A 16808-nucleotide genomic window follows, 5' to 3' on the forward strand; every position below is an offset into this window, starting at 1 on the left:
TTCCCGTCTTGCTTTTCTCTTTGAATGGCAACTAGTTGCTATTCATTTATAGTCGTTTGATGCGTAACTCCTATTAAGGCAATCTTCCATGGTTGTTCGGTTGACAAACATCAAGCAAGTGCTTACTATGCTAATCAGGATGTGTTTGATTATTGGGGGATCGCCGGTTGGCGCATCCCTTTTTTATGAATTTTTAGGAATGGTATGTTAGCAACAGGAATACAAAAAACAAATTTGTTCATGGAGTATGAGCCACTGCTCAATGCGATGGGAATCGCTCTGGTGGACATCAATCGGGTTGAACGGGGAAAAAACGTCGCCGTTACCATGGTGATACTCGCAAAAGATGATGAGGTGAGCGTCGACCACTGTGCAAAGGTGTACCGTCTTGTCTATCCCCGCATGGAGTTGCAGCTCGGTGAACGTGATTTGCAACTTGAAGTGAGTACACCTGGTCTGCAGCGCAACTTCAAGGACGTATATGAGTTCAGCTTGTTTACGGGCAAGCGAGTAAGAGTATATGATACGAGCAAGGATGCGTGGGTCAGTGGAATCATAGCACAGGCCGACCCAACGTCTGTACAGCTCACCCAGGTATATATCGAGGATGCAAAAGAGATGATTGAGACTATGTCTGTAGCTTATGCTGATATTCAGAAGGCGAAGCTTGACTATAGATGGGAGGACGATTCACATGGCAACTGAAATAGGTGACGCTATCCGGAGTATGGTAGCGGAAAAGAACATTTCCGAAGAGCTGGTCATCAGCACCATCGAGGACATACTTCGCGCAGCGTATAAGCGTAAATTCGGTACCGATGAGAATGCAGTCATTGAGTTCAGCGAGGACTACATGACGGTCGAGCTATCCAGCCGCAGGAAGATTGTGGATGACGATAATTGGTATAATGAAGTTACTGAGATTCCTCTCAGTGAAGCCAAGGAGATCCATGAGGAGTGTGAGATCGGCGACGAACTGCTTATTCCGGTGGATCTCAAAGAGTTTGACCGCATCAGCGTCCAAAGCGCCAAGCAACGCGCCCATCAGAGCTTCAGAGACATCCAGAAGGATACGCTGTACAGTGAGTACAAGGCCAAGGAAGGCCAGCTGATCATCGGATACTATCGCCGTCAGCTTCCCAACGGTGATATCTATGTGGATATAGGCACAACCGAAGGGTTGCTTCCCAGACGAAACCAATCCAGCCGTGAAAGTTATGGCAGCAATGACAAGATCAAATGCTATGTCGAAAAGGTTGAGAAAGCTGAACGCGGACTTCGTGTTGTTCTCTCCAGAACCAGCCCTGAGTTGATTCGCAAGCTTTTTGAAGTCGAGGTTCCCGAAATTGCACAGAACCAGATCGACATCATCAAGATTGTTCGAGAGGCCGGGTATCGGACAAAGGTGGCCGTTGCCAGCCGCAACGACGATATTGATCCGGTTGGAGCTTGTGTCGGGTTGAAGGGAAATCGAATTCAGACTATCATGAGCGAGATCGAGGGAGAGAAGATCGATATTCTGCGCTATGACACGAATCCAGCCAACTATATCCGCAATGCCCTGTCACCAGCCCAGGTCAAGGATGTCGTGATAATCGACAAGAATATTTATCATGCAGTAGCCATTGTCGAGGATAGTCAGCTCTCCCTGGCAATTGGAAAACAAGGTCTTAATGTCCGATTGGCAAACAAGCTGGTTGACTGGATGATTGATGTAAAAACACAAGCCCAGTTCGATGAGATGGATATCGCAAAGGAAGCCAGATCCAGGGCTGAAAGCATCTTCAGTACCGATGAGCCCATGTTTGAGCCACAGATTGCCCAGTCGGAGTTTGAGGAGCATGAAGTTGCTGTTGAGTCGGAAGTCGCGGGCTTTGTCGATGAGGACGAGATTGCACTTTCTGAACTTCCCCTTGATTCCATGCTGCTCAGAAAGCTTCAATTCCACGATGTATATAGTGTTGAAGAGTTCATCAACCTCAGTGATGAGGAGCTGGCCGGATTCGGCGACCTGAGTGAAGAGGAGATCATTGCGATCAAGGACACAATCAACGAGTATGTCGATATCGTTGAGAACGAAGAAGATGGAGAGACCGAATATGTCTGCCCCAATTGCGGTGGCTCCATCACCATGGATATGACCGTGTGCCCCAGCTGTGGAACAGGTCTGGCATTTGAGGTAGAGTAAAACCATCCAAGAGGAAATAATGACGGAAGAGAATAATAAGCCTAAAGCAACGTTGATCAAACATGTAGTAACTCCCTCAGGGCAGAAGGAAGAGAACAAGAGCCCCGCCAAGGAACAAGATACAAAACCCAAAGTTACGGAAAAACGCCGGGTGGTGGTGGTAAAAAAGAAAGTGGTTGTGGTCAAGCCCCAACCCAAGAGTGACTCTGAGCAGGTTGAATCGGAAAGTGTTGTTGAAACACCCAAAGTGGATGAAAGTCCCAAGTCTCATGAAAAACAAGGCACCCAGCAACGCCTCGGTGGTGTGCGCAGAACTCAGCGTCCTGCTTCAGACAAGCTTTCCGCTTCCCCTCTGCATAATGGTCCGGTTGTAATCAGACCGACCAATCTTCCGCCGGTGCCGAATCAGGGACTTACCGTCAAGGACCACGCCGAACTGCAAAATCGTGGACCGGAGAGCGTCAGCGCCCAACAGGCTCCCGTGCCTTCCAGTGGACCGCGTATTGCAGGTACGGTAGGCGGGAGACCTGCTCCAGGAACCAGACCTCCGTATCAGGGCAATAGGCCTGCATCCGGCTATCAGGGACAGAATCCCCGGTATCAAGGCCAAGGTGGCGCACCTTCAGGCCAGGGCTACCAAGGTCAGAATCCCCGTTACCAAGGACAAGGTTATCAGGGACAAAATCCCCGTTATCAGGGCCAGGGTGCTCCTTCCGGTCAGGGCTATCAGGGTCAGAATCCCCGTCCTTCAACTCCTTATCAAGGAACACAGCCTCCCCGTCAGGGTGGTTATCAGAGTCGGCCTCCGTATCAGGGACGTCCTGCCGGCGGTGCACCCGGACAAAGGCCTGCCGGTCAAGGCGGCTTCAGGGGGCAAGGTGCCGGTGGGGCGAGACCTCCCTTCGGACAGCGCCCCGGTGCCGGTCAACGACCCGGCTCAGCTCCCGGATCGCAGGATATGGACACGCTGAATCAGCGCACACCCAAGAAGACCTTTACCAAAAAGAAGGACCAGGCTTCCTATAAGAAGCGGAATGCCGAGGAAGAGAAGGAATTCCAGATCCAGAGAAGGAAGGAACAGGCTGCAGCAAAGCTGGCATCCGTTCCCAAGACCATTGATATGATGGAAGTCATCACAGTCAGTGACCTTGCCAAGAAAATGAATCTGAAAGCGAGTGAAATCATTGCCAAGCTGTTCAAGATGGGAATGATGGTCACCATAAACCAACAAATCGACTTCGAGACTGCTGAAATCATCTGCAGTGAGTACAACTGCAAGGTTCATCTTGTTTCGTTGTACGATGAGACGTTGATCGCCAGTGAACCGGATAGTGAAGAGAATTTGGTTGATCGCGCCCCCATCGTTACCGTCATGGGTCACGTTGACCATGGAAAGACCAAGCTGCTTGATGCCATCCGTTCCACCAAGGTGGCGGAAGGGGAGTTCGGAGGAATCACCCAGCACATTGGTGCATACAAGGTCAACCTTCCGGGCAAGGGAGAAGTGGTGTTCCTCGATACTCCTGGTCACGCTGCATTCTCCATGATGCGTGCCCGCGGTGCACAGGTTACCGATATCGTCATCCTGGTGGTTGCCGCCAATGACGGTGTCATGCCCCAGACCCGTGAAGCCATCGACCATGCAAGAGCTGCAAATGTTCCCATCATTGTAGCGATAAACAAGTGCGACCTTCCCGAGGCAAAACCTGAGCGCGTTATGCAGCAGCTCTCGGATCTCGGATTGATGCCTGAAGAGTGGGGCGGCCAGACGTTGTATTGCCAGATTTCTGCATTGAAGAAACAGGGAATCGATGAACTGCTGGATACCGTTCTACTTCAAGCCGAGATGCTTGAACTGAAAGCCAATGCTGATTGCAGGGCTGAAGGCAAGATCATCGAAAGTCGAATCGACCAAGGACGCGGTATTGTCGCCTCTGTCTTGATCGAGAGGGGAACCTTGAGGCAGGGCGACTACTATGTCGCCGGCATATACCCTGGCAGGGTGCGGGCGATGTTCGACGACAAAGGCCGCAAGATCGAGGAAGCCGGTCCGTCCACACCTGTCGAGATCATCGGCTTGAGTGACATCCCCGGCGCCGGCGATCCGTTCCAGGTAACCGAAGATGAGCGTCAGGCCCGTCAGGTTGGTGCAAAACGACAGGAACTGGAACGCCTGGGAGACAGCCGCAATGTGAAGAAGGTCACCCTTGACAACCTCTATTCGAAGATCAAGGAAGGAGCCATACAGGAGTTCAACGTCATCATCAAGGGTGACGTCCAGGGTTCCGTCGAAGCGTTGCAGGGTTCTCTTGAGAAACTTTCCAATGAAGAGATCCACCTCAATGTCATCCGTGCAAGCGCCGGTGCAATCATCGAGAGTGATGTCACCTTGGCCAGCGCCTCTGATGCATTGATCATCGGTTTCAACGTAAGGCCTACGCCCCGTGCACAGGCTTTGGCCGACCAGGAAAAGATTGAGATCCGCAAGTACAACATCATCTATGATGTGGTGGATGATATCCGCTTGGCAATGGAAGGCATGCTGAGTCCTGAAGTACGGGAGGTTGAGATTGGAACCGTTGAGGTCCGCGACACCTTCAAGGTACCCAAGGTGGGAACCATTGCCGGTTGTATGGTTACCAAGGGCAAGATCAAGCGCAACAGTCTGGTCAGGGTCATCCGTGATTCCATCCAGATCAACAGCGAGATGATCAGGATTTCGAGCTTGAAGCGTTTCAAGGACGATGCCAAGGAAGTAGCTGAAGGCTTCGAATGTGGCGTTGGTCTTGAGAACTTCAACGACCTGCATGTAGGTGATATTCTTGAGGTTGTCGAAACCGAGGAAATAGCCCGCAAGCTGGAGAGCAATGAAAGAATATGAGTGAATACAGTCAGAAACGCATAGAAGCAAGACTCTCCGAGGCGATCAGCACGCTGATCGTCACCGGGGAGATCAAGTCTCCCATGGTGAGCACCTTGTGCTCGGTCAGCAGGGTGCAACTTTCGGTGGATAATGCATTTGCCACCGTCTATATCTCGAGTGTCCTGGATGATGATTCTTTGCAGGCAAGTGTTGAAGCCCTGCAAAAGGCAAGTGGATTCATCCAAAAACGGGTAGGGGCCTTTCTGAAGACCAGGAATACCCCGGTATTGACGTTCAAGGCCGATGTCTCCCTCAAGGAGGGGCAGAAAATCAATGCCCTGATTGATACACTGGTGGAAGATGGGAACAAACGCTAGCATTCTTCTCATCAACAAGAAACCTGGCATTACCAGTTTTTCGTCCCTCAATGATATCAAGCGTACCATCGAAGCCAAAGTGGGCCACGCCGGTACGCTTGATAAGTTTGCCCAGGGACTCTTGATAGTTTTGACGGGAAGCATGACGAGATTGAATGTGTTGTTCTCCTCAATGGACAAGACATATCGGGCAAAGATTGCCTTCGGCTCGGAGACCGACACCCTCGATCCGGAGGGACAAGTCATCGCCGTCGCCGATGTTCCCGGGTATGAGCGGATACAGAAGTCGATTCCCTCTTTCATCGGCAGCCTCGAGCAACAACCCCCACAGTACAGTGCGCTGCATATCAACGGGAAAAGGGCGAGCGATCTGGCCCGCAGGGGCCATGAGGTGCAGATGGCCAAGCGTCCCATCACCGTCTACAGCTTTGAACCGGTTTCTTATGAACAGGGAATACTTGTTGCCGACATCCATGTATCGAAAGGCACCTATATTCGTTCACTGGCCCGCGATTTAGGCTTGGCAGCAGGCAGCCGGGCTCATCTTGTCGGCCTTACGCGCACCGCAATCGGTCCGTTCCACCTCAGTGAGGCGGTGGACGCCAAACAGAGGGAAAGCCTTCTTGCCTCGATGGGGCAAACCGATGCATTGTTGAAACGTGTAGCATCGGTGAGTATCTTTGAAGTAGAGGATGAGCAGGAGCTCTTCCGCCTTGCAAATGGTTCTTTTCCTCGCGCTGTCAAGGTGATTCGCCAAAGTGATGAGGAAACCTATGGCGCCCTGTATAGCACAGATGGAGTGCTTCGGGCCGTTGCAGATATGAAAGAAGGACGGATTATTGCTCAAATCCATCCATATCGCAAGGAGATAGTAGGGTGAAACGATACGATTTCATGCATCTTTCAGCTCATCCCGTACTGTGGCAGCAGAACATGTCTGTATGCATCGGCGTGTTCGATGGGCTACACAGAGGCCATCAGGCAATCATCAAGCGTTGTGTCGAACTTGCCAAAGTCCAGGACTATCAAAGCATGGTAATTACCTTCAATAAGAATCCAAAGATGCTTATGAAATCCCAACCCTACCATTCCAAGCTGGCAAGTGATGCCCAAATTGAGGAATTACTTGAAAATATCGGGGTTGATCACCTTGTTGTCATTGACTTTTCTGCTGATTTCAGTAAACTCACAGCTGAGGAGTTCCTCACTTTGGTTTGTGCGTTTTGCCAAGTCAAAGTGATGGTTGTCGGTGAGGATTTCCGCTGCGGTGCCCCGGCTTCAAGTGCCGGACCTGTTCAGCTGCAGGAATATCTATCCCGATTGTCGCCTGGGGCATATGTTGAGATTCCACCGTTTGTATTGAATGCAGATGGAGAAATCACCTCAAGCACCATGGTGCGTAAAAAACTTCTTGAGGGCGCTTTGGAAGAGGTCCAAAGTATGCTCGGCAGGCCTTATGAATTGGATTTAGTGGCGTATCCCTCTAAGTTCACTGAAGAAGGCTTGCTGTACAGAACTGCATCCTTCATGCAACTGTTGCCTCCGGCCGGTGTGTATGATGCCTTGCTTTCGCTTTCAGACGGGTCTGTCGTAGAGGTTCATGCACACCTTGGTGAGGATGACTTGTTGATAGTACCGGCAAAAGCGATGTGGGATTGGCTTGCTGTTCGTACAAAAAGACTTAGCTTTCAGGCTAAGGGGAGTATTTCATGATTTCCAAGGAACAGAAACAAGAGATCATTGCCAAGTTTGGCGGTGATGAGAAGAACACCGGTTCGACCAAGGCTCAGATTGCCCTGCTTACCGCCCGCATCAATGACCTGCAGCCGCACTTCAAGAAGAATCCGAAGGACCATGCAGGAACCAGAGGCTTGCTTCTGATGGTCGGTCAGCGCAGACGGTTGCTCAAGTATTTGAGGAATACCGATATCGAAGCCTACCGTTCTCTGATTGCCGAACTCGGCCTGAGAAAGTAGTCGTGGTGTTGCATTCGTAAAAATGTATGAATAGCTCCGATGGCTTTTCAGGCCGTTGGAGCTATTTTATTTCAATAGTGTCTAAGAAAGAACGTAAAGAACAAAGAAAGGAACAAGAAGATGGAAGTAAAAAAAGTATCTGTACGGATAGGTGATTCCGATCTGGTGTTTGAAACCGGAAAAATCGCCAAACAGACCAGTGGTACCGTGTATGCCCATTATGAGGGTAGTGCCGTTATTGCAACTGTATGCTGCGGGAAAGAGCCGAATGAAGCTCTGGATTATGTCCCCTTGAGTGTTGAATATAATGAGAAATACTATGCCGCCGGCAAAATCCCCGGTGGGTTCCTCAAGCGGGAAGCCCGCCCCAAGGATAAGGAAATATTGGTTAGCCGCCTCATCGACCGCCCGATGCGCCCTCTCTTTGACAAGGCGTTCGGCCGTGAGATCCAGGTGGTTCCCACCGTCGTCTCCTCCGATATGAACAACACCCCTGATATCATTGCCATCAATGCTGCCAGCGCTGCGGTTACCATCAGTGACATTCCCTTCAACGGGCCCATCGCTGCAGTTCGCATCTCCATGGTGGATGGTGCTTATGTTGTCAACCCTACCTTCAGCCAGATTGAGCGTGCAACCCTGGACATCGTCGTAGCTGGTACACGCGATGGTATTACCATGGTTGAAGGCGGAGCGAAGGAAGTGAGCGAGGAAGTGATGCTTGCAGCAATTGCCGCCGCACAACCGGTCATCACCAAGCTCTGCGATGCACAGCTTGAGCTTCGCAAGATTGCAGGCAAGGAAAAACTCCCTGTCCTGACCCCCACTGTCGATCTCTCCTGGATCGAGCCGGTTCGCCACTATGCGTATCCCTTGATCAAGGAAGCCTCTTTCGTAAAAGGAAAAATGGAACGCTATGCCGCTCTTGCCAAGGTTCAGGCTGAAGTACGGGAGAAGTTCCAAGACCTGATTGATGAGGATTCCAAGCGCGATGGTCAGCTCGCAACCCTGTTCGAGGACCTTGAGTACGAAATTCTTCGCTCCTCGATCCTCAACGACGGCAAGAGAACCGACGGACGCAAAGTCGATCAGATCAGACCCATCAGCTGCGAGGTAGGGGTACTGGAACGAACCCATGGTTCCGCCCTATTCACCCGTGGAGAGACTCAGGCATTGGCAGTAACCACCCTCGGTACCGCAAGTGACGAGCAGATGTTCGATACCATCGATGGTGAGAAGAGTTACAGCTCCTTCATGCTGCATTACAACTTTCCTCCGTACAGTGTCGGTGAGTGTGGAAGGTTGAGCACCGGAAGGCGTGAAATCGGTCACGGTCACTTGGCCCAGCGTGCACTGGAAGCAATCGTTCCCACCAAGGAGTCCTTTCCCTATACCATTCGGGTAGTCAGTGAGATCTTGGAATCCAACGGATCCTCCTCCATGGCATCGGTTTGCGGTGGTTGTCTCTCCCTGATGGATGCAGGTGTTCCCATCAAGAAGCCGGTGGCAGGCATTGCCATGGGTCTTATCACCGAAGGTGCAGATTACTCCAAGTATGTCGTTCTCAGCGATATTCTGGGTGAAGAAGACCATCTCGGCGACATGGACTTCAAGGTTGCAGGCAGCCGTGACGGCATCACCGCTTTCCAGATGGACATCAAGATTGCAGGAGTAACCCCTGAAATCATGAAGAAAGCTCTTGAGCAGGCCAAGCAGGGCAGAATGCACATTCTTTCCATTATGGAAGGAGCTCTGGCCACTTCCCGGGAGGAAATCAGCGAATATGCTCCCAAGATCCTTACCATGAAGGTGGATGAAGAGAAGATTGGAGCTGTCATCGGAACCGGTGGAAAGACGATCAAGGCCATCGCCAGCCAGAGCGGTGCCGAGGTCAATATTGCAGATGACGGAACCATCACCATCTATGGCAGGAACAATGCTTCCGCCCAGTTGGCGAAGGAACTGGTCAAGTCAATCGTTGAGGAACCGGAAGTCGGCCGTATTTATGAGGGAACCGTGAAGCGGATCATGGACTTCGGTGCCTTTATTGAAATCCTGCCTGGCAAGGAAGGACTTTGTCATATTTCCAAGCTTGCGAAGACTCGTGTGCAGAATGTAGAGGATGTACTGAAAGTAGGCCAGGTTGTTCCGGTGAAGCTCATTGAGATTGACCGTCAGAACCGTCTGAACCTCAGCTACATCGATGCCATCGAGGCAAAGTCGAAGTAAGATGGAAATTGTTTCGATCACGGTGCCTGTAGTCAAGCTACGACCGGAAGCACTGCTTCCGGTCTATGGGACTGCAAACAGCGCCGGTGCCGACCTTTCCGCCTGCCTTGATGAGGATGTAGTGATTTGCAGCGGCTGCTATGCCAAGATCCCCACAGGCCTGAGCATTCAGCTGCCGACCGGGTACGAGGCTCAGGTGAGACCGCGAAGCGGGCTGGCTGCCAAGCATGGCTTGACTGTGCTGAACAGTCCCGGCACCATTGATGCTGATTACCGTGGTGAAGTCTGTGTACTTCTTATCAACCATGGAAAGCAGGACGTACGCATTCATCACGGCGATCGTATCGCCCAGATGATCATCGCACGATGTGAACAAGCTTCCTTCACTGAAACGATCAGCTTGGATGTAACAGAGCGGGGAAGTGGAGGTTTTGGTTCGACGGGAGTATAGCTTTGGCTTCATCCGCTCGTTTTTCACTTGTATATCGCCACGTTGGAAGAGAGTATGTGCTCTCTTTTGTCGTGGCGTTCTTTTTCTTCTTTTTCATTTTTTTCATCAACCAGATTCTCTTGATCGCCCAAAGGATCCTGCTCAAGCAAGTAGATTATCTTGCGGTGTTTCAGCTGGTGTTGCTCTCCATTCCCCAATTTCTTTTGTACACCTTTCCGTTCAGCTCGTTGACTGCCAGCAGCATGGTCATCGGCGACCTCTCAGGAAATAATGAAATCTTGGCGATCCGAAGCAGCGGCATCTCCCTCAAACATGTATTCTTCCCGATCATTGTCATCTCCCTAGTGTTTTCCCTTTTGACATTTCTTACCGCCGATAAAGCCCTTCCTTGGAGCACCAAGAAGTATCGTGAGCTCTACACCGACCTGATGCGCGACCTTCCCACCCTCGAGCTTCGGGCGAACAGCACAAATACCATTGCCGATACCGTGATGGTCAACAAGCAGGTGGAGGGGAATATTGTACATGACGTTGTTCTCTTCGAAACCTCATCATCCAGGGAAGGACAAATCATCAGTTCTCCAAAGGCGGAGGTCTCCCTGTATGACCTGCAGTCCTTCATCTACCAGCTCAAGCTGGATGAACCGATAATTCTGAAAAGCGAATCGAACCAGGGTTGGGCTCTTTCAAAAGCCGAATCTGCCCAGTTCTACCTGAATTTCTCCAATCAGATTGCCAGTATTGCATCGGCTTTGCCTTCCCAGCTTTCCATCAAGGAGCTGCAACAGAATATCGAGATACACAAGGCTGCATTTCTTGAAGAAAAAAAACGGTATGAAGAGAAGATCAGGGCACTCGAGCTCTCGCTTTCTCTCTTGCTTGAAGAGACAAAAACTGATGCAAACGTGGATGTCTCGCAGATGGAAAAAGTGCAGGAGGAGCTGAAACAGCTCAAAGCGCAAAAGCCGATCAATTTTTATTACCAATATTACCGGGCTGAACTGCATAAAAAGTATGCACTCAGCGCTGCTTGTTTCATGCTTGTTTTTCTTACCTTCTCGCTCTCCTTCTTCCGCGTCAAGCATGGACGGCTCATAGGATTCGGCTTATCCATGCTGGTTGCAGTCCTGTACTGGTACCTGTTGTTCTTCGCACAGATGCAAATATTCTCCCTTTCCATTACACCGGCCATCCTGATCTGGTCACCGAACCTCATCATGTTCATCAGCGGCCTTGTGCTTTTGCTGCATGCGAGGCGCCTATGAAGCTGATAGACCGACACATCATCAGCAGTATCACCATGGTCGCTTTTGCAACCTTGCTGCTCTGCACACTGATGCTGCTCAGCGTTGACTTGTTCGCAAATCTCGACTCCTACCTTACCCGTAGCATCTCTTATCCGGTAATAGCAAAACTCACCCTGCTTTATGCCCCGGAGGCTGTTCTCTTCGCCCTCGGACCTTCATTGTTGTTCTCGGCATCGTTCTTTCTATCACAGATGCAAGCCAACAACGAAATGATCTGCCTTTTGGGCAGCGGTCACTCATACCGAAGAATCGTCGTCCCCATCCTGGCACTCGGCCTGGTATTTTCTGGGATGCAATTCTTCTTTTCCGAGTATGTCCACATACCGCTCAGCAAAGAGCGGGAAGCTTTGGAAGACTCGCTGTTTGGACTACGCAGCACCTACGATAATCGAAACATCACCTTGCGTGACCCGGAGGGTTCCTATGTGGTTCATGCCCTTCAATACAGTGAAAAGGAGAAGCGTCTGGCCCAGGTAATGCTGGTTCTTATCGATGAAAATGGCTCGCTGAAGACCCGAATCGATGCTGTATGGGCATATTGGGAGGAGGAACAGGGCATTTGGAGATTGGAACAGGTGCGAGAGCAGGAGATAGACACTGCAACCATGGTAGTCAACCAAACCGAGAACCCTACGATGTATGTACCGAGTTTCACGCTTCAGCCATCGTACTTCAGAAACCTTTCCAACGACATCAAGACCATGGAATTAAGGACAGCCATGCACTACCTTGCCAGAATCAAGGAGCTGGACCCCAATCGGTATCCTGAACTCGCCACCGATTTTGCCAAACGGCTCATGGAGTCTCTGACTCCCTTGGTGATGCTGTTCATCGCCTGTGCCATCAGCTACAAATACAAGAAAAATGTGCTGCTGTTCTCCATCATCACCAGCCTTGGCCTGGCGGTCATCTATTATGTCGTGCAAATGGTGACCTTGATCATGGCAAAGCAAGCGGTGATCGGCCCGTTTTGGGGTATGGCAATCCCCATGATTGTGATAGTATGCATAGCACTGGCGGAACGAGTCGCTATACGATAGAGGATACCAATGAAGATATTTCAGCAGTTGCACCAGGATACCACCAGTAAAGCCCGTCTCGGTCTCTTGACGCTCGGCCATGGTCAGGTGGAAACCCCTGTTTTCATGCCTGTCGGTACCAATGGTACGGTCAAGGGCATGTTTCATGAAGATGTCGAAAAAATCGGGTACAATTTGATTCTCGGCAATACCTACCACCTGTATTTGCGTCCTGGACTCGAGGTTCTTTCCCAATTCGGAGGGTTGCACTCCTTCTCCAACTGGAGCGGAAACCTGTTGACCGACAGTGGAGGCTTTCAGGTATTCAGCCTTTCAGGGCTCAGGAAGATCGGGGAGAAGGGGGTGACCTTCCAGAGCCATGTTGATGGATCGAAGCATGTATTCACGCCCGAAAGTGTCGTCGACACCCAAAAAATCATCGGCTCAGACATAGCCATGTGCCTGGATGTATGCACTCCGCCACAGATCGACCACCGTGCCGCGACCGAAGCAATGCATATCACCCATGCCTGGGCGAAACGGGCGTGGGAACATCGGCTTCTTTTGGGTGAAGCATTCAAGGGGAATTTGTTCGGCATCGTGCAGGGCAATTTTTATGAGGACTTGCGAAAACAGAGTGCAGAGTTCTTCAACGAGATGGACTTCCCCGGTATTGCAATCGGAGGCCTCAGCGTAGGGGAGACTGCAGAGCAGTTCGTACACTATCTGCAGTACACTGCGGATTTGGTCACCCGTGACAAGCCCAGGTATGTAATGGGCATCGGAAGCCCCGACTACATCCTGGAGGCTGTTGAGAACGGCATCGATATGTTCGACTGCGTCCTGGCGACCAGGATGGCCCGCAACGGTGCCGTATTTACCGATGATGGGGTGGTGACGCTGAAAAAGGCGATCCATAAGTTCGACCAACGTCCCATCGAGGAGGGATGTACCTGCCGCGCATGTACCCAGTACAGCCGGGCATACATGCACCATATGGTCAAGACCGGTGAGATGCTCGGGGGCATGCTTGCAACCCAGCACAACCTCACGTATTTCTACCGCCTCATGCAGCAAGTCAGGCAGGCCATCAGGGAGAACAGATTTGCATCCTTCAAGAGAGACTACCTTGCACGATTCTACACAAAGTAGCAGGACAGCAAGAAACAGCCTGTTGATCATGGTCTGCACATTGCTCAGCAGGCTGCTGGGCATTGTCAAGGCACGGGTGATCGGCTCGGTATTTGGCGCCACCGGCGTTGCCGATGTGATCAACTTCACCTTCAACATCCCCAACAACTTTCGCAAGCTCTTTGCCGAAGGCACAGTCAATGCAGCCCTGATCCCTGCATTTTCATCGCTGTTGGGCCGAAACGAGAAGCAACGCTCATTCCATCTCTTTGCCCTCTTGTGCACGTTCCAGAGCATACTCCTCATCCCCCTGGTGGTGGTCTCATACTGCTATGGAGAGCCATTGATCGCGTTTCTCAGCGACTTCGATGCCGATCAAATCCGATTGGGTGGACAATTGCTGCCATTCTTCATGGTCTATCTCGCCACCATCAGCCTGGCTTCCATATTCAACGGGGTCCTGCAAGCGCATCAGAATTTTTTGCATGCCTACCTCTCTCCCTTGTTTTTTTCCCTGTGCGTCATATTCGGGGTATGGTTTTTGTCAGAGCGTTTCCAAGCGATGAGCATGGCGTATTCTGTGCTTGCCGGAGGGCTGTTGCAAGGCAGTTACTCCTACTTGATGGTCAGGCGATACGGGTATCGGTTCAAACCGACCCTGCGGACCCGGAACGCCCCCTTCAAGGAGGTTTTTGGTGCATGGGCATTGGTTTCGTTGGGCATGGGGATGCAGATTGTCACCCAGATGGTGAGTTTCCTGTTCGCCTCGCATTTGAGCGAGGGGAGTGTGACGGCTTTCAGCAATTCCACGATTTTCTACCAGACACCGTATGGCATTTTCTTCAATGCAATCGCTGCAGTGAGCCTGCCTTTGATGAGCAGGGCATCTGCAGCACACGATGTGCCTGCATTGAGAACCTATACCCGCAACGCACTGCTCAGCTTGCTGGCACTGTTGCTCCCCAGTTCCATACTCCTGTTCTTTCTCAGCCAGGAGAGCGTCAGTGTGGTGCTGCAGACCGGAAACTATACGTTGGAGGATGCACACCTGACTGCCTTGGTACTCAGGCCGTATCTGGTTTTCATGGTATTCAGCGCTTGGTACGCCCTTTTATTGCGACTCGGGTACAGTGCCAACCGCCATGCACTGATGACTCGCATCGTATTCTTGCAGAACCTGCTCGATATCGTCTTGATGTGGATATTCCTCAAACTTGGCTTGGACATCGTTTCCCTTCCGCTTGCAAACGGAATCTCCTACACCATTGGTGTATGCGTCCTGCTCTTCCTCCTCAGGGACCTCTACCCATTGACAAAGGATGCACAGTTATTCAAAGGTCTTTTCACAATCATTCTTGCCAATGTCCCGATTCTGGCATTCTGCGTTTTCTACCACAACCTCGGATTGACCTGGCATGAGCGTGGTTCAAATCTTGTAAATCTGGCCTATCTTGTTCTTATCGGAGTTGCAGCTCTCTGCATTCTCCTGCTCTCCTACAAAGCTGCGCGGATTCCCTTGTTTTCACTCTTGCGTACCAAGAAGAAGGGCGGCGACCTGCAGGGCGACAACCTCATCAACCTTGACTGAGAGCCGGTCGAATGTCACCAGTCCGTTGAGTTCCTGCTGTACATCGGAAAACTGAGTGTACACGGAAGCTGCAAGTCCTTTTTTCTTTGCCGGCACCACCTGGTCGGCGTACAGGTTGAAGAAAGCGTCAGCGAATGTTTTGCGGTCGGTGAATTTTTTGTAGCCAAAGATTTTTGTTTGGTCATCGTGTCCGTCCTCCCGATAGGCATACCCGCCGAACTCAGAGAGGATGACCACCCTGCCCAAAGGGTCGGGGGTGTGCCGATAGGCTTTGAAGTAGACATGTCGCGAACTGAAGCTGCCGATTTTCTGGTCATACCATCCGCTTGTTGGATCGATGGTACGGCTGCCGTCCAGCGACTGGACCAGGCTCAGCATGCGTTGTGTGTCGAATTGCCCCCAACCTTCATTGAAAATCACCCACATCGCGATGCTCGTACAATTGGACAAGGTTTGAATCATCTGTGTCAATTGTTCCTCAAAATCCTTGCGATACTGTTCATCCTGACTGCCGAGCAGCGTGTAGCAAGAATCGGGGACGGAAAATCCTTTGAGAAAGAGAGGGCCGCTCATGATCGGCTGGAATGGCTTTCTTCCCCCGCTTACCATATCCTGCCAAACAAGCAGGCCGAGCCGGTCACAGTGATGGTACCAGCGCAGGTTTTCCACTTTGGCATGCTTGCGAACCATGTTGAAACCAAGCTTCTTGATCAGCAAGAGATCGTCGATCATGGCTTGGTCGGTAGGAGGAGTGTAGAGGCTGTACGGCCAGTAACCCTGGTCGAGAATGCCGTGATGGTAGTAGGGCTTGCCATTCAGGCACAACTTCCCGTCCTCGACACAGAAGCTGCGGATTCCTACATAACTCTCTACTACATCCTCACCAAGGGTTACGGTGAAAGGGTAGAGATAGGGGTCTTCAGGAAGCCAGGGATGCACCTCGTCGACTTGGCAATGGAGTCTTTGGCCGCTCAGGCCCTTGACCTTTCTTTTCCCGTCGAGGTAGGAAATCACGACTTCCAAGCCGTCTTCGTCGGCTTCTACGGTTACATGCCAGCACCGCTGCTCGAGGTTGCTTGCAATAATCAAACGCTTGATATAGTGCTGGCTCACCTGTTCCAGCCAAACACTCTGGTATATTCCGCTTTGTCCGCTGTAGAAAATTCCACTAGCCGTTCGAGCTTGTTTTCCTCGGATGATGCTTTGACTGTCACAAGGATCCTGAACTTGGACGATCAGCTCATTTTCCTGTTTGACCGCGTCGCTGATATCAAATGAAAAGGGAAGGTATCCGCCCCGGTGGCTGCCGATGCACATCCCATTAAGATATACGATACAGAAGTGATCCACCGCCTCGAAGTGCAAAATGGTTCGTTTCCCGCTATCAAGGGGGATGGTGAACGTCCGTCGGTAACTTATGGTCTGGTCGATTCCGACACGCTTCTCCAATCCGGAAAGTTTGGTTTCCGGGGAGAAGGGCACTACGATTGAATATGGATAGAGGTCGGGAAGGCTCGGGTCGTTGGCGATGGCACACTCCCAAATGCCATTGAGGGAGAAGTAGGAGGAGCGTACCATTTGCGGGCGGGGATACTCCGGCAATATCTGATCGGCATCGATTGGATAACGGTTTTGCATGCAATCATACTACCATGGACAATACGAAGGCCCCAGTCTTT

14 protein-coding genes are annotated in these 16808 nt (G+C 51.2%); 13 read left to right on the forward strand and 1 reads right to left on the reverse strand.

All coding sequences use genetic code 11. The features are described 5' to 3' along the window. The first annotated feature begins 240 nt into the window (after window positions 1-240). The 13 genes from B3K89_RS11280 to murJ all read left to right on the forward strand — a co-directional run bounded on the left by B3K89_RS11280 (window position 241) and on the right by murJ (window position 15129). Window positions 241-705, forward strand: coding sequence for a ribosome assembly cofactor RimP (locus tag B3K89_RS11280; protein WP_293895076.1), 465 nt, complete (start codon window positions 241-243; stop codon window positions 703-705). Continuing rightward, complete coding sequence (nusA, locus tag B3K89_RS11285; protein ID WP_293895079.1) at window positions 695-2188, forward strand: transcription termination factor NusA; 1494 nt, start codon at window positions 695-697, stop codon at window positions 2186-2188. The genes B3K89_RS11280 and nusA overlap by 11 nt, the downstream gene beginning before the upstream one ends. Window positions 2189-2207: 19 nt before the next feature. Beyond that, window positions 2208-5069, forward strand: a complete 2862-nt coding sequence (gene infB / locus B3K89_RS11290) for a translation initiation factor IF-2 (RefSeq protein ID WP_293895082.1) — start codon at window positions 2208-2210, stop codon at window positions 5067-5069. Next, window positions 5066-5428, forward strand: coding sequence for a 30S ribosome-binding factor RbfA (gene rbfA, locus B3K89_RS11295; RefSeq protein ID WP_293895085.1), 363 nt, complete (start codon window positions 5066-5068; stop codon window positions 5426-5428). The genes infB and rbfA overlap by 4 nt, the downstream gene beginning before the upstream one ends. Then, the gene (truB, locus tag B3K89_RS11300) at window positions 5412-6308 is read left to right on the forward strand and encodes a tRNA pseudouridine(55) synthase TruB (RefSeq protein ID WP_293895087.1); all 897 of its coding nucleotides are present in this window, start codon (window positions 5412-5414) and stop codon (window positions 6306-6308) included. Before rbfA ends, truB begins: the two co-directional genes overlap by 17 nt. 53 nt (window positions 6309-6361) lie before the next feature. Next, window positions 6362-7141: an FAD synthetase family protein gene (locus B3K89_RS11305; protein WP_293895089.1), complete on the forward strand. Its 780-nt coding sequence runs from the start codon at window positions 6362-6364 to the stop codon at window positions 7139-7141. Further along, complete coding sequence (rpsO, locus tag B3K89_RS11310) at window positions 7138-7404, forward strand: 30S ribosomal protein S15 (RefSeq protein ID WP_293895091.1); 267 nt, start codon at window positions 7138-7140, stop codon at window positions 7402-7404. Before B3K89_RS11305 ends, rpsO begins: the two co-directional genes overlap by 4 nt. A gap of 120 nt (window positions 7405-7524) precedes the next feature. Further along, window positions 7525-9633: a polyribonucleotide nucleotidyltransferase gene (pnp, locus tag B3K89_RS11315; RefSeq protein ID WP_293895093.1), complete on the forward strand. Its 2109-nt coding sequence runs from the start codon at window positions 7525-7527 to the stop codon at window positions 9631-9633. A gap of 1 nt (window position 9634) precedes the next feature. Then, window positions 9635-10084: a dUTP diphosphatase gene (gene dut, locus B3K89_RS11320; RefSeq protein WP_293895095.1), complete on the forward strand. Its 450-nt coding sequence runs from the start codon at window positions 9635-9637 to the stop codon at window positions 10082-10084. A gap of 2 nt (window positions 10085-10086) precedes the next feature. Continuing rightward, window positions 10087-11349 (forward strand): LptF/LptG family permease, encoded by a 1263-nt coding sequence (locus B3K89_RS11325; protein WP_293895097.1) that lies wholly within the window; start codon window positions 10087-10089, stop codon window positions 11347-11349. Beyond that, window positions 11346-12431, forward strand: coding sequence for an LptF/LptG family permease (locus tag B3K89_RS11330; RefSeq protein ID WP_293895099.1), 1086 nt, complete (start codon window positions 11346-11348; stop codon window positions 12429-12431). Before B3K89_RS11325 ends, B3K89_RS11330 begins: the two co-directional genes overlap by 4 nt. 9 nt (window positions 12432-12440) lie before the next feature. Then, a complete protein-coding gene (gene tgt / locus B3K89_RS11335; RefSeq protein WP_293895101.1) occupies window positions 12441-13562 on the forward strand; it encodes a tRNA guanosine(34) transglycosylase Tgt in 1122 nt (373 codons plus the stop codon). Window positions 13563-13590: 28 nt separating this feature from the next. Then, window positions 13591-15129, forward strand: a complete 1539-nt coding sequence (murJ, locus tag B3K89_RS11340; protein WP_345907422.1) for a murein biosynthesis integral membrane protein MurJ — start codon at window positions 13591-13593, stop codon at window positions 15127-15129. Here the strand turns inward: murJ and B3K89_RS11345 are convergent. Then, entirely contained in the window at window positions 15064-16767 is a 1704-nt protein-coding gene (locus tag B3K89_RS11345; RefSeq protein WP_345907423.1) for a glycoside hydrolase family 2 protein, read from the reverse strand. The genes murJ and B3K89_RS11345 overlap by 66 nt on opposite strands. Window positions 16768-16808 lie beyond the last annotated feature (41 nt).

Origin of the sequence: Sphaerochaeta sp. UBA5849 (genome assembly GCA_002432715.1) — a bacterium.
In the GTDB taxonomy this organism is placed as follows: Bacteria; Spirochaetota; Spirochaetia; order Sphaerochaetales; family Sphaerochaetaceae; genus Sphaerochaeta.

What these genes read in the sequence shown, in the direction of transcription:
- B3K89_RS11280 (WP_293895076.1), top strand. Translation starts at nt 241, where the DNA reads ATGGAGTATGAGCCACTGCTCAATGCGATGGGAATCGCTCTGGTGGAC.
- nusA (WP_293895079.1), top strand. Translation starts at nt 695, where the DNA reads ATGGCAACTGAAATAGGTGACGCTATCCGGAGTATGGTAGCGGAAAAG.
- infB (WP_293895082.1), top strand. Translation starts at nt 2,208, where the DNA reads ATGACGGAAGAGAATAATAAGCCTAAAGCAACGTTGATCAAACATGTA.
- rbfA (WP_293895085.1), top strand. Translation starts at nt 5,066, where the DNA reads ATGAGTGAATACAGTCAGAAACGCATAGAAGCAAGACTCTCCGAGGCG.
- truB (WP_293895087.1), top strand. Translation starts at nt 5,412, where the DNA reads ATGGGAACAAACGCTAGCATTCTTCTCATCAACAAGAAACCTGGCATT.
- B3K89_RS11305 (WP_293895089.1), top strand. Translation starts at nt 6,362, where the DNA reads ATGTCTGTATGCATCGGCGTGTTCGATGGGCTACACAGAGGCCATCAG.
- rpsO (WP_293895091.1), top strand. Translation starts at nt 7,138, where the DNA reads ATGATTTCCAAGGAACAGAAACAAGAGATCATTGCCAAGTTTGGCGGT.
- pnp (WP_293895093.1), top strand. Translation starts at nt 7,525, where the DNA reads ATGGAAGTAAAAAAAGTATCTGTACGGATAGGTGATTCCGATCTGGTG.
- dut (WP_293895095.1), top strand. Translation starts at nt 9,635, where the DNA reads ATGGAAATTGTTTCGATCACGGTGCCTGTAGTCAAGCTACGACCGGAA.
- B3K89_RS11330 (WP_293895099.1), top strand. Translation starts at nt 11,346, where the DNA reads ATGAAGCTGATAGACCGACACATCATCAGCAGTATCACCATGGTCGCT.
- tgt (WP_293895101.1), top strand. Translation starts at nt 12,441, where the DNA reads ATGAAGATATTTCAGCAGTTGCACCAGGATACCACCAGTAAAGCCCGT.
- murJ (WP_345907422.1), top strand. Translation starts at nt 13,591, where the DNA reads ATGGTCTGCACATTGCTCAGCAGGCTGCTGGGCATTGTCAAGGCACGG.
- B3K89_RS11345 (WP_345907423.1), bottom strand. Translation starts at nt 16,767, where the DNA reads ATGCAAAACCGTTATCCAATCGATGCCGATCAGATATTGCCGGAGTAT.